At 50.9% G+C, this 20,376-nt stretch carries 21 protein-coding genes; 6 read left to right on the top strand and 15 right to left on the bottom strand.

The window, feature by feature from the left end; all coding sequences use genetic code 11:
- Positions 1-110 precede the first annotated feature (110 nt).
- The 5 genes from AC8GE9_RS17470 (at position 111) to AC8GE9_RS17450 (ending at position 5,729) form a co-directional block, all read left to right on the top strand.
- The gene (locus AC8GE9_RS17470; protein ID WP_506678508.1) at positions 111-1,700 is read left to right on the top strand and encodes an ABC transporter substrate-binding protein; all 1,590 of its coding nucleotides are present in this window, start codon (positions 111-113) and stop codon (positions 1,698-1,700) included.
- Positions 1,701-1,821: 121 nt separating this feature from the next.
- Positions 1,822-2,775, top strand: coding sequence for an ABC transporter permease (locus AC8GE9_RS17465; RefSeq protein ID WP_506678460.1), 954 nt, complete (start codon positions 1,822-1,824; stop codon positions 2,773-2,775).
- Between the two features lie 16 nt (positions 2,776-2,791).
- A complete protein-coding gene (locus tag AC8GE9_RS17460; RefSeq protein WP_506678459.1) occupies positions 2,792-3,685 on the top strand; it encodes an ABC transporter permease in 894 nt (297 codons plus the stop codon).
- Positions 3,685-4,740, top strand: coding sequence for an ABC transporter ATP-binding protein (locus AC8GE9_RS17455; protein ID WP_506678458.1), 1,056 nt, complete (start codon positions 3,685-3,687; stop codon positions 4,738-4,740). The genes AC8GE9_RS17460 and AC8GE9_RS17455 overlap by 1 nt, the downstream gene beginning before the upstream one ends.
- Positions 4,737-5,729 (top strand): ABC transporter ATP-binding protein, encoded by a 993-nt coding sequence (locus tag AC8GE9_RS17450; protein ID WP_506678457.1) that lies wholly within the window; start codon positions 4,737-4,739, stop codon positions 5,727-5,729. The genes AC8GE9_RS17455 and AC8GE9_RS17450 overlap by 4 nt, the downstream gene beginning before the upstream one ends.
- A gap of 57 nt (positions 5,730-5,786) precedes the next feature.
- Here the strand turns inward: AC8GE9_RS17450 and clpB are convergent, their stop codons facing one another.
- On the bottom strand, positions 5,787-8,381 hold the full coding sequence (gene clpB / locus AC8GE9_RS17445; protein ID WP_506678456.1) for an ATP-dependent chaperone ClpB: 2,595 nt from the start codon (positions 8,379-8,381) through the stop codon (positions 5,787-5,789).
- Positions 8,382-8,615: 234 nt separating this feature from the next.
- Here clpB and fnr point away from each other — a divergent pair, with 234 nt between their 5' ends.
- Entirely contained in the window at positions 8,616-9,341 is a 726-nt protein-coding gene (gene fnr, locus AC8GE9_RS17440) for a fumarate/nitrate reduction transcriptional regulator Fnr (RefSeq protein ID WP_506678455.1), read from the top strand.
- 26 nt (positions 9,342-9,367) lie between these two features.
- On the opposite strand, the gene AC8GE9_RS17435 is transcribed toward fnr, so the two are convergent.
- From AC8GE9_RS17435 to AC8GE9_RS17370, 14 genes are all read right to left on the bottom strand, one after another.
- Positions 9,368-10,381: an acyl-CoA dehydrogenase family protein gene (locus tag AC8GE9_RS17435; protein ID WP_506678454.1), complete on the bottom strand. Its 1,014-nt coding sequence runs from the start codon at positions 10,379-10,381 to the stop codon at positions 9,368-9,370.
- A gap of 5 nt (positions 10,382-10,386) precedes the next feature.
- The gene (locus AC8GE9_RS17430; protein WP_506678453.1) at positions 10,387-11,538 is read right to left on the bottom strand and encodes an acyl-CoA dehydrogenase family protein; all 1,152 of its coding nucleotides are present in this window, start codon (positions 11,536-11,538) and stop codon (positions 10,387-10,389) included.
- 161 nt (positions 11,539-11,699) lie between these two features.
- Positions 11,700-11,945 (bottom strand): hypothetical protein, encoded by a 246-nt coding sequence (locus AC8GE9_RS17425; RefSeq protein ID WP_506678452.1) that lies wholly within the window; start codon positions 11,943-11,945, stop codon positions 11,700-11,702.
- 14 nt (positions 11,946-11,959) lie between these two features.
- Positions 11,960-12,193 carry a FixH family protein gene (locus tag AC8GE9_RS17420; RefSeq protein ID WP_506678451.1) on the bottom strand — a complete coding sequence of 78 codons (234 nt, stop codon included), beginning with the start codon at positions 12,191-12,193 and terminating at the stop codon, positions 11,960-11,962.
- Between the two features lie 9 nt (positions 12,194-12,202).
- Positions 12,203-13,741 (bottom strand): cytochrome c oxidase accessory protein CcoG, encoded by a 1,539-nt coding sequence (ccoG, locus tag AC8GE9_RS17415; RefSeq protein ID WP_506678450.1) that lies wholly within the window; start codon positions 13,739-13,741, stop codon positions 12,203-12,205.
- Positions 13,742-13,769: 28 nt separating this feature from the next.
- Positions 13,770-14,720, bottom strand: coding sequence for a cytochrome-c oxidase, cbb3-type subunit III (gene ccoP / locus AC8GE9_RS17410; RefSeq protein ID WP_506678449.1), 951 nt, complete (start codon positions 14,718-14,720; stop codon positions 13,770-13,772).
- Positions 14,717-14,890, bottom strand: coding sequence for a cbb3-type cytochrome oxidase subunit 3 (locus AC8GE9_RS17405; RefSeq protein ID WP_506678448.1), 174 nt, complete (start codon positions 14,888-14,890; stop codon positions 14,717-14,719). The genes ccoP and AC8GE9_RS17405 overlap by 4 nt, the downstream gene beginning before the upstream one ends.
- Positions 14,890-15,561 carry a cytochrome-c oxidase, cbb3-type subunit II gene (gene ccoO / locus AC8GE9_RS17400; protein ID WP_506678447.1) on the bottom strand — a complete coding sequence of 224 codons (672 nt, stop codon included), beginning with the start codon at positions 15,559-15,561 and terminating at the stop codon, positions 14,890-14,892. The genes AC8GE9_RS17405 and ccoO overlap by 1 nt, the downstream gene beginning before the upstream one ends.
- Positions 15,562-15,571: 10 nt before the next feature.
- Entirely contained in the window at positions 15,572-17,038 is a 1,467-nt protein-coding gene (ccoN, locus tag AC8GE9_RS17395) for a cytochrome-c oxidase, cbb3-type subunit I (protein ID WP_506678446.1), read from the bottom strand.
- 2 nt (positions 17,039-17,040) lie between these two features.
- Positions 17,041-17,214: a cbb3-type cytochrome oxidase assembly protein CcoS gene (ccoS, locus tag AC8GE9_RS17390; protein ID WP_506678445.1), complete on the bottom strand. Its 174-nt coding sequence runs from the start codon at positions 17,212-17,214 to the stop codon at positions 17,041-17,043.
- Between the two features lie 8 nt (positions 17,215-17,222).
- Positions 17,223-18,197 (bottom strand): hypothetical protein, encoded by a 975-nt coding sequence (locus AC8GE9_RS17385; protein WP_506678444.1) that lies wholly within the window; start codon positions 18,195-18,197, stop codon positions 17,223-17,225.
- Between the two features lie 2 nt (positions 18,198-18,199).
- The gene (locus tag AC8GE9_RS17380; protein ID WP_506678443.1) at positions 18,200-18,436 is read right to left on the bottom strand and encodes a hypothetical protein; all 237 of its coding nucleotides are present in this window, start codon (positions 18,434-18,436) and stop codon (positions 18,200-18,202) included.
- Positions 18,437-18,453: 17 nt separating this feature from the next.
- The gene (locus tag AC8GE9_RS17375) at positions 18,454-19,320 is read right to left on the bottom strand and encodes an HpcH/HpaI aldolase family protein (protein ID WP_506678442.1); all 867 of its coding nucleotides are present in this window, start codon (positions 19,318-19,320) and stop codon (positions 18,454-18,456) included.
- Positions 19,301-20,278 carry a Bug family tripartite tricarboxylate transporter substrate binding protein gene (locus AC8GE9_RS17370; protein ID WP_506678441.1) on the bottom strand — a complete coding sequence of 326 codons (978 nt, stop codon included), beginning with the start codon at positions 20,276-20,278 and terminating at the stop codon, positions 19,301-19,303. Before AC8GE9_RS17370 ends, AC8GE9_RS17375 begins: the two co-directional genes overlap by 20 nt.
- Positions 20,279-20,376 lie beyond the last annotated feature (98 nt).

The following is a 20,376-nucleotide window of genomic DNA, read 5'->3' as shown; positions in this document are numbered from 1 at the left end:
ACAACCGAATTACTGGAGATTCCATGAAACAACACACGTTGATTTCCCGCTTGGTCGGCAAACCACTTGGACTGACCGTCCTGACCGCGGCACTTGCCATAGGCGCCGCAATGCCTGCCGCTGCACAAGAAAAAGTTCTGCGCATTGGTATGACTGCTGCTGACATCCCACGTACATTGGGTCAGCCTGACCAAGGTTTCGAGGGTAATCGTTTCACCGGCATCCCGATGTATGACGCATTGACGCAGTGGGACCTCTCCAAGACTGACGTCCCTAGCGCGGTGATTCCTGGACTGGCAACCTCTTGGGCAGTTGATGCCAACGATAAAAAGAAATGGGTATTTAAACTGCGCCCAGGCGTTAAGTTTCATGATGGTTCTCCCGTGAATGCTGACGCCATCGTCTGGAACGTTCAAAAGGTACTTGACAAAGATGCCCCTCAATTTGACGCCTCACAAGTCGGCGTGACGGCTTCACGTATGCCAACGCTGCGTAGCGCGAAAAAAATTGATGATCTCACTGTTGAGTTGACCACCAGTGAACCCGATGCGTTCCTGCCGATCAACCTGACCAACCTCTTTATCGCTTCGCCTGAGCACTGGAGCAAGAAACTGGCAGCCGTGCCTGCGTCTGTGACAGCTCCAGCAGATCGTTCCAGACAAGCTTGGGCCGCTTTTGCTGCCGATGCTTCTGGTAGCGGCCCCTTCAAGATGACGCGTTTCGTTCCGCGCGAGCGCGTTGAAATGGTTGCCAACAAAGACTACTGGGATCCAAAGCGCAAGCCAAAGATCGATCGCGTCGTCTTGTTGCCTATTCCTGAAGCCAATGCGCGTACTGCCGCGTTGCTTTCCGGACAAGTGGACTGGATCGAAGCACCCGCACCTGATGCAATGCCCCAAATCAGACAGCGTGGCTTTACGATTTACAGCAATCCGCAGCCACACGTCTGGCCCTGGCAGCTATCCTTTGCCGATGGCTCGCCATGGCTTGACAAGCGTGTGCGCCAAGCCGCCAACCTCTGTGTGGACCGCGAAGGTTTAAAGACCTTGTTGGGCGGTATCATGGGCATTCCAAAAGGCACGATGGCGCCTGACCACCCATGGTTTGGCAAGCCTTCTTTTGACGTGAAATACGATCCAAAAGCTGCGCAAAAACTGATGGCCGATGCAGGTTTCTCAGCGGCCAAGCCTTTGAAAGTGAAGGTTCAGATTTCAGCTTCCGGTTCGGGTCAAATGCAACCACTGCCAATGAACGAATTCGTTCAAGAATCACTGAAAAAATGTTTCTTTAACGTTGAGTTCGACGTGATCGAGTGGAACACCTTGTTCACCAACTGGCGTAAAGGCGCTAAAGACTCTTCGGCTAACGGCGCTAATGCAACCAATGTCAGCTTCTCGGCAATGGATCCATTCTTTGGCATGGTTCGCTTCAGCAGCAAGGGCACCTTCCCGCCCGTGTCAAACAACTGGGGTTACTACAACAACCCAGAAGTTGAAGCACTCGTGACCAAGGCACGTAACACGTTTGATGCAAAAGAGCGTGATGTGGCTTTGGCCAATCTTCATACGCAAATCGTCAACGATGTACCTTTTGTCTGGATTGCCCATGACGCAGGTCCTCGTGCGATGAGCAAGCGGGTGAGAGATGTCGTACAACCACAAAACTGGTTTATCGACATTGCGACGATGAACATGCAGTAAAGCTTTGACAACTCGCCACATCATCAAGATGTGGCGAGTTTTTTTTCGTTCCTTTTCGTTCCTTTTCGTTCCATTTCTGACGTCGTTTCGACGCATCACCCTTTTTCTGAGACCTCCTCTAATGCTTAGCTTTCTTCTGAGGCGTCTGGTTTACACCCTCCCTATCATGGTAGGCGTCGCACTCGTCTGTTTCTCTCTTGTTCACCTGGCACCAGGCGATCCGTTGATGGCGATTTTGCCTCCGGATGCATCACAAGAGTTACGCGATCAACTGATTGAACTCTATGGTTTTAATCGTTCCTATATCGAACAATTTTTCTACTGGGTTTGGCGTGCTATTCAAGGAGATCTTGGCACCTCGATCGCGACGAATCGTCCCGTGTCGGATGAAGTCATCAAAGCAGTCGGGAACACACTCAAGCTCGCGGTGTTTGCCACCATCATCGGTTTTATTTTCGGAAGTTTGTTTGGTTTTGTCGCAGGCTATTTCCAAAACTCTTGGATTGACAAAGCCGCTTCGCTGACATCCGTGTTGGGCGTGAGCGTGCCTCACTATTGGCTGGGTATGGTGATGGTCATCATTTTCAGCTCAACCTTGATGTGGCTTCCCCCCGGTGGTGCCGGACCAGGTGGTTCCGCCGACTGGGTCTGGAACTGGGAGCATATCAAGCATCTCATTTTGCCGGCCGTCACCATGAGTGTGATTCCAATGGGCATCATCGCCCGCACCGTCCGAGCACTGGTTGCCGACATTCTGGCCCAAGAGTTTATTGTTGGCTTACGGGCCAAGGGCATGACCAATGTGGGGATTTTCATGCACGTCGTGAAAAACTCCGCACCGACTGCATTGGCCGTTATGGGCTTGCAGCTTGGTTACCTGCTCGGCGGATCCATTCTGATCGAAACCGTATTTTCCTGGCCTGGTACGGGATTTTTACTGAATGCAGCGATCTTCCAAAGAGATTTACCTTTGCTTCAAGGCACGATTCTTGTGCTGGCCATGTTTTTCGTTGTGCTCAACATGATCGTAGACGTCATTCAGACCCTGCTTGATCCTCGCATCGCGCGTAGCTAAGGAACAGGGAACCCTCATGCTTAATATCACTGTAGATCCTTCTAAAGTCCCCGCTGTTGTCATGGAAAGATCCACTGGCTACTGGAAAAACGTTGGCCAACGCTTTATGCGCGACAAGGTCGCCATTGGTGCGGGTATTGTTATCCTGATTCTGCTGATCATGGCTGTTTTTGGACCTTGGCTCGTGCCGCACGATCCGTTTCAATCCTCCATCATGAAGCGGCTCAAGCCTATCGGTTTTCCTGACCATCTTCTGGGTACTGATGAGTTAGGTCGCGACATGCTGAGCCGCCTCGTAGTCGGCACCAAGCTCTCCTTGTTTATGGGCATTACACCTGTGATCCTAGCGTTTGGCATTGGCTCTGTGATTGGCTTGATCGCTGGTTATGCTGGTGGCAAAATCAACACGGTGATCATGCGTACGATCGACGTGTTTTATGCCTTTCCCTCTGTGCTCTTGGCGATTGCGCTCTCCGGTGTCTTGGGTGCGGGTATCACCAACTCGCTGATCTCACTGACCATCGTCTTTATTCCTCCCATTGCGCGGGTGGCGGAAAGCGTGACCACACAGATCCGAGGTCGTGACTTTGTCGATGCAGCCCGTGCCTCAGGTGCAAACGCCTTCACCATCGTGCGTGTGCACGTCTTGGGTAACGTCTTGGGACCCATTTTCGTCTACGCGACAAGCTTGATCGCCGTGTCCATGATTTTAGCCTCCGGCTTGAGCTTTCTGGGCTTGGGCGTCAAGCCTCCTGAGCCAGAGTGGGGACTGATGCTCAATACGTTGCGCACCGCGATCTATATTCAACCTTGGATCGCCGCCCTGCCCGGCGTGATGATTTTTGTGACCTCGATTGCTTTTAACCTGCTCTCGGATGGCCTGCGTACCGCCATGGAGATCAAGAACTAATGAATACCAATTTGAAAAAAAATACGGATATCGGCAGTCAGGCGCAGCCCCTGCTGATGGTCAAAAACTTGATCAAGCACTTTGCACTGAAAAAAGACATGCTCGGCCGAGGGGGTGGTGTCGTGCGCGCCGTGGATGGTATCGACTTTATGGTTCGCAAAGGAGAAACACTTGGCGTGGTCGGCGAGTCGGGCTGCGGAAAGTCGACAACCGCTCGTTTGCTGATGAATCTCATCACACCAGACAATGGCGACTTCATTTTTGACGGGATGTCCGTTGGAAGCCGTGAACTTTCGCTCAAAGAATTCCGCCGCCAAGCGCAAATGGTGTTTCAAGACAGTTACGCATCGCTCAATCCACGTCTCACGATCGAGGACTCGATTGCGTTTGCTCCGCAAGTTCATGGCGTCTCAAAGGATGAGTCTATCGAACGCGCGCGTGATTTGCTCAGACGCGTCGGCCTAGATCCCGTCCGCTTTGCAGAACGCTATCCGCACGAACTGTCCGGTGGTCAGCGTCAACGTGTGAATATTGCGCGCGCCTTGGCCTTGCAATCGCGACTGATTATCCTCGATGAGGCGGTCTCGGCCTTGGATAAATCGGTCGAAGCGCAAGTACTGAATTTGTTGCTCGACCTCAAAGAAGACTTTGGACTGACCTACGTCTTTATCAGCCATGACTTGAATGTAGTGCGTTACATCTCGGATCGCGTGATGGTGATGTATCTAGGTCAGGTGGTGGAGATCGGCGATTGCGAAACACTCTTTGAGACACCCCAACACCCCTATACACGGGCGTTGCTGTCCTCAGTGCCCTCAATGGATCCGGACAACCGTACGGAGGAGCCCCCTCTAGCCGGCGACCCTCCAAACCCAATCAATCCTCCCTCAGGCTGCCGTTTTCACACGCGTTGTGTGCATGCTCAAGCGGTCTGTTCAGAAAAAATGCCTCCTCTGGCCATGAGCAAAGACGGGCATGGCGTGGCTTGCCTCATGCATGTCGTCAATAGTGGTCACACTGAGGCGCCCAAAGCCGCTCAGGAGGTCGCATCATGACTCAAGAAAAACCTTTTATTGATATTCGCGATCTGACTGTCACGTTCACTGGGGGTCGCAAACCCGTCCGAGCCGTTTCAGGTGTCAACCTATCCGTCAAACGTGGCGAAGTCGTTGCGCTGATCGGAGAGTCGGGTTCAGGAAAAAGTGTGACATTGCGCTCAATCCTACGACTCCACAACGAACAAAAATCTAAACTTGAAGGCCAAATCGTCGTAGGCGATCAGGATGTCGTCACGTTATCCAATGCGGATCTTTCTGCGTTTAGGGGTAAAGTCGCCTCAATGATTTTTCAAGAACCCTTGCTGGCCCTTGATCCCGTCTATACCGTAGGCGAACAAATCATCGAGGCCATTTTGCGTCACGAGTCCATTGGCAAAGAGGCCGCGCGCGCGCGTGCTTTATCGCTGTTTGAGCGTGTACGTATTCCGAGCCCAGAGCGCCGCTTAGATGCCTACCCGCATGAGATGTCAGGCGGTATGAGGCAGCGTGCCATGATTTCTTTGGCCTTAGCCAGTCATCCGCAGCTCTTGCTGGCGGACGAACCGACCACGGCACTTGATGCCACGGTGCAGATTCAGATTCTGTTGCTGCTGCGCGAACTTCAGCGCGAGCTTGGCCTCTCCGTAATTTTTGTGACCCACGACATCGGCGCAGCCGTCGAGGTCGCTGATCGTATTGCAGTGATGTATGCGGGTCGTATCGTTGAAGAAGGCACCACACGGACGCTGATGCGCACACCTCGACATCCTTACACGCGGGCACTGCTCAAGAGCTTAGCGCATGGCAATGTCGCTAAAGGCACTCGACTTGAGACGATCCCAGGATCACCGCCTGATCTGAGTAATTTGCCACCGGGTTGCGTGTTTGCGGATCGCTGTAGCTTGGCGCTTGACTCATGCCGCGAAAGCGTCCCTGAGATTATCAAGATCACACCTGACCACAGCGCACGCTGCCACCGCACGGATCAGACAGCGATCGCCGTCTAAGCGAAAAAGGCTCTGCAAGGTGGGCAGCATTAAAGCTGCCTCACCTTTTAGAGCCTTTTACTGCAGAGTGCGTTCAAAAACGAACTTACCCTCGCGCCAGTCGACGGGGACCACGTCTTTTGGACCAAACTTACCCTGAAGTATCAGCTTGGCAATTGGATTTTCCAACTGCTGCTGAATCGAACGCTTGAGCGGTCTTGCGCCAAACACGGGATCAAAACCCTCTCGCGCAAGCTCAGCCAGTGCGGCATCCGACACCTCAAGACGCATTTCCTGTTGCTCCATCCGCTTTGCCAAACGATTGATCTGAATCCCTGCGATCTTTTCAATATGCTGGCTTTGCAAGGCGTGGAAAACAACGACCTCATCGATACGGTTCAAGAACTCTGGTCGGAAGTGCTGTTTCAGCTCTTCCCACACGACTTCTTTAACGGCCTCGTAAGGTTTGCCGACCATCGCCTGGATATACTGCGAACCCAGATTCGAGGTCATCACAATCACCGTATTACGAAAGTCCACGGTCCTACCTTGCCCATCCGTTAAGCGACCGTCATCCAACACCTGCAGCAAGACATTAAATACATCCGGATGTGCCTTTTCCACCTCGTCTAGCAAAATCACACTATACGGCTTGCGACGAACCGCTTCGGTCAGATACCCCCCCTCTTCGTAGCCCACATAGCCTGGAGGTGCTCCGATCAAGCGAGCAACGGAGTGTTTCTCCATGAACTCACTCATATCGATACGAATGAGATGCTCATCAGAATCAAACATAAAGTCCGCGAGTGCACGGGTGAGCTCAGTCTTGCCCACGCCAGTCGGCCCCAGGAACAAAAACGAACCATACGGTCGTGACGGGTCAGACAAACCAGCACGGGAGCGACGAATCGCATCCGCCACCAAGCCAACCGCCTCATCCTGTCCGATCACGCGATCGTGTAAGCGCTCCTCCATCTTGAGCAATTTGTCGCGCTCGCCTTGCATCATTTTTGACACAGGAATACCGGTCGCACGAGACACAACCTCGGCGATTTCCTCCGCGCCCACCTGAGTGCGTAAAAGCTTAGGCCGCTCACCAGGTAACTTGCCCTGCGCTGAGCCTTCGGCGGCTTTGAGTCGCGACTCGAGCTCTGGCAAGGTGCCATACTGAATCTCCGCAAGCTTGTCGAACTGGCCTTTGCGCTGAAGCTCAGCCATCTCGGCACGTGCGCGCTCGATTTCCTCTTTGATCGACTGAGTGCCTTGAACAGCGGCTTTTTCGCTTTTCCAGATCACCTCAAAATCGTTGTACTCCCGCTGCAGCTTCTCAAGCTCTTCCTCAATGATCTGGAAGCGACGTATCGACCCCTCGTCCGTTTCCTTTTTAACGGCTTCACGCTCGATCTTGAGCTGAATAATGCGACGATCGAGTTTGTCCATCACCTCAGGCTTGGAGTCAATCTCCATGCGGATGCGCGAGGCGGCCTCATCAATCAGATCAATGGCCTTGTCCGGCAAGAAACGATCTGTAATGTAGCGATGTGACAGCTCTGCGGCCGCGACAATCGCGGGATCCGTAATTTCAACGCCGTGGTGCAACTCATAACGCTCTTGTAGGCCACGCAAAATCGCAATGGTTGACTCCACATTAGGCTCATCGACCAATACTTTTTGAAACCGGCGCTCAAGCGCTGCGTCTTTTTCAATATATTTCCGATACTCGTCGAGTGTCGTCGCACCGATACAATGCAACTCGCCTCGGGCCAGCGCGGGCTTGAGCATATTGCCTGCGTCCATCGCGCCTTCAGCTTTACCAGCACCGACCATCGTATGGATTTCATCAATGAAAATAATGTAGCTGCCGTCGTCCTGCGCGAGCTCCTTGAGTACCGACTTGAGACGCTCCTCGAACTCTCCGCGAAACTTTGCACCCGCTAACAAGCTGGCCAAATCAAGCGACAGCACGCGTTTGCCCCGCAAGGACTCAGGCACCTCGTCGTTGACAATCCGTTGCGCTAAGCCCTCAACGATGGCGGTTTTACCCACACCAGGCTCACCGATCAAGACGGGATTGTTTTTGGTCCGACGCTGCAAAATTTGAATGGCACGTCGAATCTCATCGTCACGTCCAATCACGGGATCAAGCTTTCCTTGACGTGCGCGTTCCGTAAGATCCATCGTGTATTTAGACAGTGCCTCGCGGTTTGACTCACCTTCCTGATCCTGGACTGACGATCCGCCTCGCACAGCATCAATTGCCGAATCAAGCGCCTGACGCTGGAGACCGGTTTCCTTGAGCGCGCGACCCACATCGCCCTTGTCCTCGGACAAAGCGAGAAGGAACAATTCACTTGGAATATAGGTATCGCCTCGTTTCGCAGCCTCTTTATCGATACGCGTAAAGACGGATTGCAAGTCACGGCTGACCTGAATATTCCCATCTCCACCCTTGACCTGGGGAAGTCCTTTGACAATGCTGTCCAGAGCGGGCTGCAAGCGATTGATCGCCACACCTGCACGCGCCAAGAGGCTACCCGCCCCGCTCTCGCTGTCCGCAAGCAGCGCCGACAAGACGTGGGCAGGTTCGATATAAGGATGGTCATTACGAACGGCCAGACTCTGTGCATCGGCCAGAGCCTGTTGAAACTTAGTCGTTAATTTGTCAAAACGCATGGTGTTGCTCCTAACATGATGTGAGTGGCTTGTGGCCAATATCCGTTAACCAATATTTAGGGGCGTTTCACCATATTTCAATGGTTTATCGAAAAAATGACCTTCACTTAGCTTTAGGCTAACCTGCACCAAAAGAACTGAGCTTGATTTAGATCAAGGAGGACAGCCAAGAGGGATACAATCGAGAAGTGGCGCTTATTATCTCGCCGCCCATACACAAGGAGTCTGGAGCTTATGCTTAAACGTGTACCGGTCACCTCGGAATCAACGCATTGCTCTACATGCATGATGGGAAGCGTTTGCCTTCCTGTTGGCATGCCCTCAAGTGAAGTCGCCAAGCTCGATGAGCTCGTCAAGGAACGGCTGCGTATCGAAAAAGGTCAGCCCCTTTTTCAACATGGTATCGCTCTTGATGCGCTTTTTGCTCTACGCACAGGCTCGATTAAAACGCAGATCATCGAAGCCTCCGGCCAACAGCAAATTACCGGCTTTTACCTACCCGGTGAAATTGTGGGTCTGGATGGTATGTTGGACGGCATCCATAGCTCGACGGCCATCGCCATGGAAGACTCAGAGGTCTGCGTGGTCAAGCTTGACGATATCGATGAGATCAGCCGCTACGTGCCCTCTTTGCAACACCAAGTTCGACGTCTGATGAGCAAGGAGATCGCTCGCTCCCATCAAGTGTTACTCGCACTGGGTTCTATGCGCTCGGAGCAACGACTTGCTGCTTTTTTGATTAATCTATCCCAGAGATTGGCTGCGCTTGGCTATTCATCCACAGACTTCATCATGCGCATGAGTCGCGAAGAAATCGGCAATTATCTCGGGCTGACCTTGGAAACAGTGAGTCGACTCTTTTCAAGATTCGCCCGAGAGGGCGTGATCCGCGTGAACCAGCGTGAAGTCAAAATCTTGGACATGGCGGCCCTCAACGAGCTTGTCGGCAAACCCTGTTAAATCCGCGTTGCCGAGGACTTTACAGATTACTTGCCCTCCAGAAACAACTCGGACCGAATGAAATCGAGCGTGATCTGTTTGGAGGACAACACTTCCTGACCGAGTTGCTGTGCCCAATAAGCATGCCCTCCCCCCGCCCGCGCCCACTCATTGAGTCTGCGCGTAAACAACTGCAAGTCATACTCTTGCGTCACACCAATCGCACCATGCACCGCATGGGCAACAGCAGTCACTCGCGCAACGGACTGACTTGTTTGAGCTTTCGCTAAAGCAGACAACATCGAGGTCGGCTGCCAGTCTTTGCTGCGGCAAGCCATCTCGGTTGCCATGCGGGCGCCAAAGACCAACTCAGCCACCTCGCTAATTTGTTGTTGTAGGGCCTGAAAACGTCCAATCGGTTTACCGAATTGCTCACGTTGATTGGCATGGGCAAGTATCATTTCAAACACGCGATCCGCGGCACCTGCAATCAAAACTGCAGCAGAAAGGGACATCAAAGATTCAAACTGCGGGCTGTCCCACTTGCCAAGTAAGCATCGATCAGCCACAGCCGCAGACCAATGCAAATCGGCATCTAGCGTTCCATGGCCTCCCGAAGGCGTGACCGTGGCCTCTGCGGACGGCAGCAGCCAAACCTGTTTGCCTTGTTGTGCCAATACCCAGTCCGAAACAAGTCCGAAGTTCACAGCATGCGCAGTCAGTCCAGCGCTCTGAGCACTCACTTGAAAAGGTGCAAAAGTCAGCGAGCCTTGTGGAATCGTTTTGTCATGATGATTCAACCAGGCACGTCCCAGCATGGTGTGCGCATAGGGCAAGGGTAAAGCATGGCGCCCCATACAAAACATAATGGGCCATACTTCGGCAAGGGTCAGTCCAGCACCGCCCGCGCTCTCAGGAAGCAAGGCATCGGCAAAGCCGGCAGATAACAAGATCTCCCAGAGAGGCTCGGGATCATTGCCCTTTTCAATCTGACGTAACTGAGACGGCGCGCATTCTTGAGCGAAAAAACGGTCTGCTGAATCGTAAAAAGAGTTTTCCATGTCAATTACCTTAAGCCCAAACCGCGGGCGATGATGCCACGCAAAATTTCACGAGTACCACCACGCAGAGAAAACGTGACACCCATCTGCTCGAGATAACCCAGCGTCTGCAATAAGTCAGAACTCGCAACAAAATTAGGATGCGCGCCGAGCCAAGCACTAATCAGACGAATCAGTTTTTGTTCGTAATCCGTACCATAGTCCTTGACCACGGAGGCGTCGGTCGCGGGGCTTTCACCATCCACCAGCTTTTGGGTGACCGCAAGGGACAAGGCTCGCAAAACAGCCATTTCTGCGACCAACGAACCCACGAGCGCAGAGGTCTCAGCGTCCATGATGTTTTGTTCGCGCAGACAAGACATCCAACTGTCGAGCAGCGCGATGCTGGAATAAATGCGCTCGGGACCGCTGCGTTCAAACGCAAGCTCTGCCGTGCACTGATCCCAGCCCTGCCCCTCTACGCCAACCAACGCATCGGCACCCAGTACGACATGATCGAAAAAAACCTCAGAAAAATGGGCATCGCCGGCCATATCGTGAATAGGACGAACAGTCACACCGGGGAGTTTGAGGTCAATAATGACTTGCGAGAGGCCTTTTTGTCGATCTGAGGTTTCACCCGATGTACGCACCAAGGCGATCATGTAGTGACAGCCGTGCGCATTGGTCGTCCATATCTTGCTGCCATTGAGCAGCCAACCTTCCGTCGTCTTTGTGGCTCGGGTGCGGATACTGGCCAAGTCTGAACCAGAATTAGGTTCGCTCATGCCAATACAGAAAAACGCCTCACCGCGACATATTTTAGGAATATAAAAACGCCGCTGCTCTTCGGTGCCAAAATTTAAAATCAACGGCCCACTTTGTCGATCAGCAATCCAATGCGAAGCGACAGGCGCGCCTGCGACCAATAACTCCTCCGACAAGACAAAACGCGAAAAGAAACCTTTTCCCGAACCGCCATACTCTTTGGGGATCGTGAGACCCAGCCAACCTTTTTTTGCGAGACTTTTGCTGAAAGATTCACTTGTGCCCATCCAAGAACGGGCCTTGATGTGATTGGAAACGCCTTGCATTTCATCATTCAAAAATGCACGAATCTCCGCCCGAAAGGCGCGCTCGTCCTGAGGAACTTCTGTAAATTCAAGTGCTGTCAGCATGTTTAACCTGTCTTGGGAGACGTCACAGCAAGACTGATGCGTCTCGGTTACGGCGAATTTTTTATCGACTTATACTCAAAGGATTGTATTTGTTTGTTACAGTAACAGCCAATCCACAGAGGAAAACATGACGGAAACTAAGCTTTTAGGCTCAGTCTGTCTTAAAAATGGCTGCTGTTTTGATCTTTATTATCCTTGGGCGACATAAAGACTGTCAGTACACTCGATAAGGCTGCGATCAACCAAAAGAAGAAAAAACCAAAGGCGTACAACATTTCGCGCTCAGGTCTGATGTAGCCAAAAATAGACACATCCAGAGGATCGATCAAGGCAAAAACGACCGCACTCGCCAAACCCGCCATCAAAAATGAGGGCCATAATATCCACATCAATGAACGCCATTTCATCGCGGATCCCTTGATCAACGTGCTTCGTTTGCTGTTGGCTTGCTAGCGTTCTTTTCAACGACCAAACCCCGTTTCATCCCGCCTTCAAGAATAGGCTGATCAGAAAAGCTTTGTAGTGCAAGAGCGATTGTGATGGCACAGCCGACAATCGCCAACGCAGGACCTAGCATCAAAAACCAAGGCCATGGCTCTCTCCACCAAGGCGTCGCGACATGCGGAATTTCTAAACGTTGTGGTGTGCGAGTCATCACGCCTCCTTAGCGAGGAAAAATAAAGCTGGAAGCTTCTTTGATTTCAGTCAGCACAGCACCATTGGCACCGAGCGACTTCATCGTAAATCGTATAGGCTGTGGTCCGGGCTGAGCACCCTCGCCAGGCGCTCTCACCACAACGGCAATCAAGCGATTCGAGGCGCTCGCGACGTTGATATGTGATGTAGATTGCACAGTTCCTGATTGTTTTTCATCCGTCAAAGGCACGGAGGCTCTGTCAGCAAGCGCCACCGACAGCCCTGGCAAACCTTCCACATCAAGAGAAAGCACAAGCGGCTGCTCAGAAGCATTCATTAACTGCAGACGATACACATTTTCGATCATGCCGCCTGCAACCTCACGCCCAAGCATGCCACGATCCCGGATCACATCCACACGCAGGGTTGTCCTGGTTGCCAACGCACCTGTAAAGATGGCGACAAGCAGCAACATAACTATTGAATAAATCAGGACTCGGGGTCGAAATAAACTCTCACGCATCGCTTTCGGAGAAAGCTTTTCTAAAATACCCCGCTCAGATGTGTAGCGAATCAGACCTTTGGGGTAGTCAAGTTTATCCATCACTTGATTGCAAGCGTCCACACAGGCGCCACAACCGATACACATATATTGAAGGCCTTGCCGAATATCAATGCCAGTGGGGCATACCTGAACACAGATGCTGCAGTCCACGCAATCACCCATTCCTTGGGCTCGGTAATCGACTTTCCTAGAGCGCGCGCCACGGGGCTCACCTCGCACGGCATCATAGGTCACCACAAAGGTATCGCGGTCCACCATCACGCTCTGGAAGCGCGCATAGGGGCACATGTATTTACAAACTTGCTCGCGTAAAAATCCCGCATTGCCCCAGGTGGCAAGACTATAAAAAACCAACCAGAACCACTGCCAGGGTCCTAGCGTCAAGGCAAATAAATCAGTAGTCAAACCACGTATCGGGGCAAAATATCCAATAAACGAAAAGCCTGTCCAAAACGCAACCACAAGCCAAAGTGTATGCTTGGTCGCTTTGATTCGGACCTTGCGCGCCGAAAGCGGTGACTCATCCAAACGAATTCGGGCCACGCGATCGCCCTCGATCTTGCGCTCAATCCACATAAAAATTTCGGTGTAAACAGTCTGAGGACAGGCATACCCACAAAAGAGACGTCCTGCCAAGGCTGTAAACAAAAATAAACCGAGCGCGGAAATGATAAGCAACAGCGTCAAATAAATGATGTCCTGGGGCCACAGCACCATGCCAAAAATATAAAACTTTCTTGCACTCAGATCGAACAGTACCGCTTGACGACCATTCCAGTTGAGCCAAGGTAAACCATAAAACAGCGCTTGCGTGAACAACACCAAGGCGATGCGCCAACGCGCAAATACGCCGATGACTGAACGGGCATAAATTTTTTGACGGACATCAGCGAGCGTTTGCTCAAGCACCTCTGCGTTAGGCTGCAATATTTTGCTGCCGAGCGGACGCCAGGCAAGAGGCGGTACATTCTCAGATTTTGAGACCTGATTGTCAGCGCTCATACTCAGCGTCTCGGATCATCACGCATCCTCACTTGGCAGCGCCTTTTGACATCGCGGCAGAAGTATTCACCTCTTTACCGCCGGACAATCCCCACACCCAAGCAGTCAACATACGTACCTGCTCGGGAGTCAGAAGATGCTCCTGTGCGGGCATACGGTTGTTACGGCCGTTCAAAATGCTTTGCACAATCGCGGCTTCGGAGCTTCCATACAACCAGACATCGTCCGTCAGATTGGGTGCGCCTAAAGCCTTGTTTCCTTTGCCTTCTACGCCATGACAAGCGACGCAGTTATTTAAATACTCTCGCTTACCTGGAATCACACGGATCTGATCATGGGCCAAGCCTGAAAGCGCGCGCACGTATTGTGCGATTTCACCCGCTGCCTTTAGGTTGATATTTGCGCCCAACGGGGGCATCACACCATTTCGTCCTTGTGCGATCGAGGTTTGCAAAGCCTCTGGGGTGCGTCCATATAAGGAGTCACCCTCGGCGAGATTGGGAAAGCTCACTGAACCGCGCGCATCGGATCCATGACATTGCGCGCAATGATTGAGGAATAAACGTTGACCAATCATTCGCGCTTCGGGATCTGCTGCGATCGCAGGAATATCCATCGCGGCATAGCGCGCGAAGACTGGTTTGACCTCTTCGTTGAGCTTGGCTTGATCTTCTTTGACTTCAATCTCAGAGGTGTAGCCCAGCATCCCTTGATAGGCACCCAGTCCAGGATACAAAACCAAATAACCCACACCCACCACACACATGATGACGTACATAGAGGTCCACCATTTGGGGACAGGATTATTCAACTCTCGTAAGTCGCCATCCCAAACATGACCAGTATCTTCAACAACACCTGGTTTTTTACTCATCAACCATTTTCGCTGTGAAAAAATCAACCACAAACACCAGACAATCCCACCGACAGAAATAATTGCAATGTAATAACCCCAATAACCATTAAAAAAATCATTCATGGCATCGATTCCTTTTTGTCATGCTTAGCGCCTTCGTCGGGCAAAACAAACGGTAGATTGGCTGCCTCTTCGTTTGCTTGTTGACGTCCCTTAGAAAATGCCCACCAAATAATTCCGAAAAATGTCAGCATCGCCAACACCGTTGCGATGGCATTGAGATAAGCAAGCATCACCGACCTCCCATTGCGGGCGTTTTAGCCTGCGCGGCCTGAGCCGCCTTGCGGACACCTGTGCCCAAACCTTGTAAATAAGCGATCATGGCATCCTCTTCAGTCATCCCCTTCAAGGCAGCCGGCGCCGATTCGATTTGCGCTTCGGTATAGGGCACACCGAGGAAACGCAGGGCCCTCATCCGGTCTTTGATATCCGCACCCGTCATCTGTCGTTGAGCGAGCCAAGGATAACCAGGCATATTCGACTCAGGCACGACCGCTCTGGGATTGCGTAAGTGGACGCGATGCCACTCGTCCGAGTAACGCTCGCCGACTCGCGCGAGATCAGGACCTGTCCGCTTTGAGCCCCACAGAAAGGGACGATCAAATACAGCCTCACCGGCCAAGGAGTAAGGGCCGTAGCGCTGCACCTCAGCGCGCAACATTCGGATCTGTTGCGAATGGCAGCCTACACATCCCTCTCGGATGTAGAGATCACGCCCCATGAGCCTGAGCGGATCGTAAGGCTCAACGCCAGGGGTTGGCGTGGTCAGCGAATGCTGAAAAAACAAGGGCACAATCTGGACAAGGCCAGCAAACAATACGACCAAAATACTGCAAACGATCATGAGCCCGATATTTTTTTCCAGTGTTTCATGAGAGAAGAATTTTTGCTTTTCGTGTGCCATGATGTTCTCCTCAGGCCGTTGCGACGGCAGCGGCCGGCACAGCTTGAACATAATCTTTTGGAATTTCCGGATTGACGGCCGTTTCACCCACAACTGTTTTGTAAACGTTGTAAGCCATCACAAGCATTCCACACAAATACAACGTACCGCCGAAGAGACGAATCGCGTAAAAAGGAACCGAAGCTTTTACGGACTCGACGAAGCTGTAGGTCAGCGAACCATCCGCCTCAGTCGCACGCCACATCAGTCCCTGCATGACACCTGCAATCCACATCGAAGCGATATAAAGCACCACACCGATCGTTGCGATCCAGAAATGCACCTCGATTAGCTTGGTGCTATACATGCTGTCACGACCCCAAAGTCTTGGGATCAAGTAATACAACATACCAAACGTGATCATCGCGACCCAGCCCAAGGCACCTGAATGCACGTGTCCGATTGTCCAGTCGGTGTAATGCGACAAAGCATTGACGGTCCGGATCGACATCATCGACCCTTCGAAAGTCGACATACCGTAGAACGAGAGCGATACCACCATGAATTTGAGGATCGGGTCCGTGCGCAGCTTATGCCAAGCTCCCGACAAGGTCATGATTCCGTTAATCATGCCGCCCCACGAGGGTGCCAACAGTATCAGAGAAAAAACCATGCCAAGCGATTGCGTCCAATCAGGTAACGAGGTGTAGAGAAGATGGTGAGGTCCTGCCCACATGTAGGTGAACGCAAGCGCCCAAAAGTGAACAATCGATAAGCGATACGAATAGATGGGCCGGTTCGCCTGCTTGGGAATAAAGTAATACATCATGCCCAAAAAGCTCGTCGTTAAAAAGAAACCGACGGCATTGTGGCCATACCACCATTGCACCATCGCATCCTGCACGCCCGCATAGGCTGAATAAGACTTCCATAGCGTCGCAGGCATTTCAATATTATTGACAATGTGCAGGATCGCGATCGTCAAAATATAGGAGCCAAAGAACCAGTTCGCGACGTAGATATGCTTACTCTTACGCTTGACGATCGTGCCAAAAAACACGATCGCGTAGGCAACCCATACCAGCGTGATTAAAATATCGATCGGCCATTCAAGCTCGGCATATTCTTTGCTCGTCGTGATCCCGAGGGGTAAGGTAATCGCGGCCCCGACAATCACGAGCTGCCAGCCCCAAAAGGTGAAGGGGATCAACAATCCACCAAACAAGCGCGCCTGGCAAGTCCTCTGGACGACATAATAAGAAGCTGCAAACAAAGCACTCCCGCCAAACGCAAAAATGACCGCATTCGTATGAAGCGGCCTAATCCGTCCGTAAGTCAGCCAAGGGATATCAAGATTGAGTTCAGGCCAGAGTAGTTGAGCGGCCAGAATCACACCCACCAACATCCCCACGACACCCCAAACAACCGTCATGATGGCAAACTGCCTGACGACTCCGTAGTTAAAGGTATCGACCGTCACAGCGTTAGAGCGAGCCATGTTTATTTCCTTTTTAAAGATATATTTCTGATCGTCCGGTCATCGTCAAGAAAAATAGATTGACTCGCGGCATCAGGATCGTCGTACTGACCGGAAAATACGGCCCACCACAACATGGCTCCCACGAGTACGATCACCACGAGCGATAGGGGTAAAAGCAGATACAGTATTTCCAACATCATTCCTAAGATTGAGCCTTGGGATGGAACCCTTGGGGTGCCCTCGTATTTAAAGCGCTGTGGGGAACTGCATAGAGACGCCAAGCATTGAGCACCACAGCCACCGAGGAGATCAACATCAACAAGGCGGCGAGCCAAGGCGTCACCCAGCCAACAGCCGCAAGAGGCATGGTCAATACATGCCAACTGAGCGAACCGTATAGGTTTTGACGTGTGACCCGGCGTGTCCGCGCAAACAAAACGGTGCGCTGCGCATCCGTCATCTCAGGGTAAGCCGCTAGACTTGCGTGCGTTGCGGCAAGAGACATCGGTGCAGCTAAGGCCAGTGCACAAGGACAACTCATAACCAATAGCGCCACAAGAATCGATAAAGCATGCTCCGGATAGGTCATCCACCAGAAACCGGAAATGACAAAAGCAAAGCCAAGCTGAACAAGAATGAAGATCGTTGCAACGCGATCAGACTGTGCGACCAAAGGTCGGCAAAGCGCCTCAAGCGGAGCCCCAGCTCGGGATACTTCGACCGACTGCCTGGCCCGAGTCTCAACATAGCGGGCAGTGAGCAGAAAAGCGACGAACATCGTCACCGAATCAAAATACACCTCTCCGCGACCCGAGATTGTGGCAAAAGCACTTGGAATGAAGGCCGCTACGATACTGGTGGCGACAGGGATATCCATCGTGATACGCCGCTCTGAAAAAGCGCTGGCAACGCCTTGCCAGACGGGCCAGGCGGCGTACAGGACCACTGGGACGGTCAGCGCAAGACTTGCCCAATTCATCAAAAAAATGGCCCAGTCAAGAACCTCCAGGCTATCATTGGGACCAGCTTCGATGCGCAGATATCCGGGCAGAGCGAACATCATGACCTGCATCATGGCAAGCCACGCCAGACCCAGTCTGACAAGACTGCGCCGACGTCCGGAGATCTCGACGGGACTGAGCGTGCGATTTAACGCAAAAATTGATTGAACCTTCATCACTAGTGTCCCAACGTTTGGAACAGATCTTGTTGAACAGGATAATCCGATAACTCGGTAGGTTCAACAGGCTTGCCGAGTAAAGCTTCGATGGGCGTCATTTCAAACATGTTTAAGTCCAATACTCTTAGGATTTCGTAAAGCGAATGTTTCAAATTCAATCGCTTCTTCATAATTGCAATCGAGACGTAGGGCGCAATCGCGATCCATATTTGCGTCTTCACGGATGATGTAGCCATCTGATTTTAAGTCTCAATCATTTCGGATTATTTATTGTTGGCTTTAGTGCGTTCATAAAAGATTTTGCAATTAACTCTCGGTCTGATCCCATCGTAAAAATGCGAGCACCTTGACTAATTAAGGCATTAAATTCTGCGCTCATTTCATCATCCGATCTACTTTTTAATCTTGATACAAAAGGTACAGACGCAGCCTGAGCTTGGGTTTTAAATTCTTCAAATATTTGGTTTAACCGAACTCCATATCTGTCACCAAATAATCCTAGCTCGTGAGCTATGTCAAATCGCCCAAGAACAATGGTGTCAATACCTGGCACTGAAAGAATCCCTGATAAGTTTTTCAAGCCTTCCATGCTTTCAATCAAAATGGCAATCATTACGTTGGCATTTGACCAATCAATAAATTTTTCCCATTCGGCCCCACGGCCTCTAACCGCTCTGCTAGTTGGACAAGCCCCCTTTGTTCCACCATTTCCATTTTTTTGATACTTAGTTGCAGCGATAAGTGTTTTTGCTTGCTCGGGAGTACGAACATCTGGAACATATACCCCCATGGCACCACCCTCGACAACTTTTCGAATCATTGACTCATCATGATTTGGGACTCTTACAATTGGACAAATCCCAGCAGCCTCGGCATCTCTAATTAGATCAAAGGTGGCGTCAATTCCAAAAGATCCGTGCTCCATGTCAATAATCACATAGTCGTAGCCGCAACTAGCAGCTATTTCGATGCAAGCAGAGTTATTTGTTTGGATATAGATTCCAGTAATAGTTTGATCTTTAGACAGCTTTAACTTTAAGGGGTTGGGGTTTGGATACATGATGGAGATAGAGGATTGACAGAATATTAGGAAATATTGATTACTGAGCTGAAAAATCAACTAACTTTTTCACCTGGCGGAAACGATCAATTTCTTCTTGTTGTAATTTTTGTAGCTGATCTGGTAGCAGAGGAATAACTTCTGTCCCACGAGGGCGATGATACTTTTCAATAGTCTCTTGAGAAGTCATTACTTTTTTAACTGCATCACCCAACACTTTACGAATGGACTCTGGTGTGTCTGATCGGATAAATAATGCATTCCAACTATATTGAAAGAACTCAGGATAGCCAGACTCTTTGACTGTAGGAACATTAGGAAAGTCGGGTGATCTATTTTCACCAGTTACTGCTAATGCCCGCACCTTATTTTCTCTAACCAATACGGAGGCACCACCTAAATCTACCATTGCCATATCTAAGTGATTACCAATAATGTCAGTCATCACCTGACTTTGGCCTTTGTAGGGAACATTGGTGAACTTAAGTCCCGTAATATGCCCTAGCCAGGCACCTGAAAGACTCAGTGTGGTTGAAAATGTTCCCATTAGTAAAGGTTTAGATAACTTTTTCCCATCTTCTATCAGGTCTGTAAACGACTTATATTTAGAATTGTTGGGAACCAATATCACATTCATATTTCTAGCGTAACCAAGCACCGGTGTGAAATCTTTTACTGGGTCATAGGCTAGGTTTGGGAAAACTACAGCATTCACAACTGATGGAGAGATACCACCCTGAACTAAGGTATAACCATCTGCAGGAGCTGCTTTTGCAGCCATCATTCCAATAGTTGCATCTGCACCTGGTTTATTTTCAACAACCACGGGTTGGCCAAGAATTGCACTTATCTTTTCGCCATAATACCGGGCGTTAGCATCCGATCCGCTCCCTGCACCAAAGGGAACAATGATGCGGATTGATTTACTTGGGAATTGATCTGCAAGACTTGCGTTTGAAAAACACACCAACAAAGAGGCAATAATGTTTACAAAATATTTATGATTAAAAAATTTCATAATTAATTCCTTAAAATTTAATTACGATGAATAAAACGCTTTTCAAGAGCAAGTGCTTCAGGCATTCCAGCAATGTCTTGAAGATCTTGAAGCGGGCA

It is taken from the genome of Zwartia lucis, from assembly GCF_965234455.1.
Taxonomy (GTDB): Bacteria; Pseudomonadota; Gammaproteobacteria; order Burkholderiales; family Burkholderiaceae_B; genus Zwartia; species Zwartia lucis.
Note: the sequence above shows the minus strand (reverse complement) of the source record. Positions and strands in the feature narration are given on the sequence as shown.

What these genes read in the sequence shown, in the direction of transcription:
- AC8GE9_RS17405 (WP_506678448.1), bottom strand. Translation starts at nt 14,890, where the DNA reads ATGCTTGCTTATCTCAATGCCATCGCAACGGTGTTGGCGATGCTGACA.
- ccoP (WP_506678449.1), bottom strand. Translation starts at nt 14,720, where the DNA reads ATGAATGATTTTTTTAATGGTTATTGGGGTTATTACATTGCAATTATT.
- AC8GE9_RS17430 (WP_506678453.1), bottom strand. Translation starts at nt 11,538, where the DNA reads ATGCTGACAGCACTTGAATTTACAGAAGTTCCTCAGGACGAGCGCGCC.
- ccoO (WP_506678447.1), bottom strand. Translation starts at nt 15,561, where the DNA reads ATGGCACACGAAAAGCAAAAATTCTTCTCTCATGAAACACTGGAAAAA.
- AC8GE9_RS17370 (WP_506678441.1), bottom strand. Translation starts at nt 20,278, where the DNA reads ATGAAATTTTTTAATCATAAATATTTTGTAAACATTATTGCCTCTTTG.
- AC8GE9_RS17385 (WP_506678444.1), bottom strand. Translation starts at nt 18,197, where the DNA reads ATGAAGGTTCAATCAATTTTTGCGTTAAATCGCACGCTCAGTCCCGTC.
- AC8GE9_RS17465 (WP_506678460.1), top strand. Translation starts at nt 1,822, where the DNA reads ATGCTTAGCTTTCTTCTGAGGCGTCTGGTTTACACCCTCCCTATCATG.
- AC8GE9_RS17420 (WP_506678451.1), bottom strand. Translation starts at nt 12,193, where the DNA reads ATGACTCGCACACCACAACGTTTAGAAATTCCGCATGTCGCGACGCCT.
- ccoN (WP_506678446.1), bottom strand. Translation starts at nt 17,038, where the DNA reads ATGGCTCGCTCTAACGCTGTGACGGTCGATACCTTTAACTACGGAGTC.
- AC8GE9_RS17460 (WP_506678459.1), top strand. Translation starts at nt 2,792, where the DNA reads ATGCTTAATATCACTGTAGATCCTTCTAAAGTCCCCGCTGTTGTCATG.
- AC8GE9_RS17435 (WP_506678454.1), bottom strand. Translation starts at nt 10,381, where the DNA reads ATGGAAAACTCTTTTTACGATTCAGCAGACCGTTTTTTCGCTCAAGAA.
- clpB (WP_506678456.1), bottom strand. Translation starts at nt 8,381, where the DNA reads ATGCGTTTTGACAAATTAACGACTAAGTTTCAACAGGCTCTGGCCGAT.
- AC8GE9_RS17380 (WP_506678443.1), bottom strand. Translation starts at nt 18,436, where the DNA reads ATGGCTACATCATCCGTGAAGACGCAAATATGGATCGCGATTGCGCCC.
- fnr (WP_506678455.1), top strand. Translation starts at nt 8,616, where the DNA reads ATGCTTAAACGTGTACCGGTCACCTCGGAATCAACGCATTGCTCTACA.
- AC8GE9_RS17425 (WP_506678452.1), bottom strand. Translation starts at nt 11,945, where the DNA reads ATGAAATGGCGTTCATTGATGTGGATATTATGGCCCTCATTTTTGATG.
- AC8GE9_RS17470 (WP_506678508.1), top strand. Translation starts at nt 111, where the DNA reads ATGCCTGCCGCTGCACAAGAAAAAGTTCTGCGCATTGGTATGACTGCT.
- AC8GE9_RS17455 (WP_506678458.1), top strand. Translation starts at nt 3,685, where the DNA reads ATGAATACCAATTTGAAAAAAAATACGGATATCGGCAGTCAGGCGCAG.
- AC8GE9_RS17450 (WP_506678457.1), top strand. Translation starts at nt 4,737, where the DNA reads ATGACTCAAGAAAAACCTTTTATTGATATTCGCGATCTGACTGTCACG.
- ccoG (WP_506678450.1), bottom strand. Translation starts at nt 13,741, where the DNA reads ATGAGCGCTGACAATCAGGTCTCAAAATCTGAGAATGTACCGCCTCTT.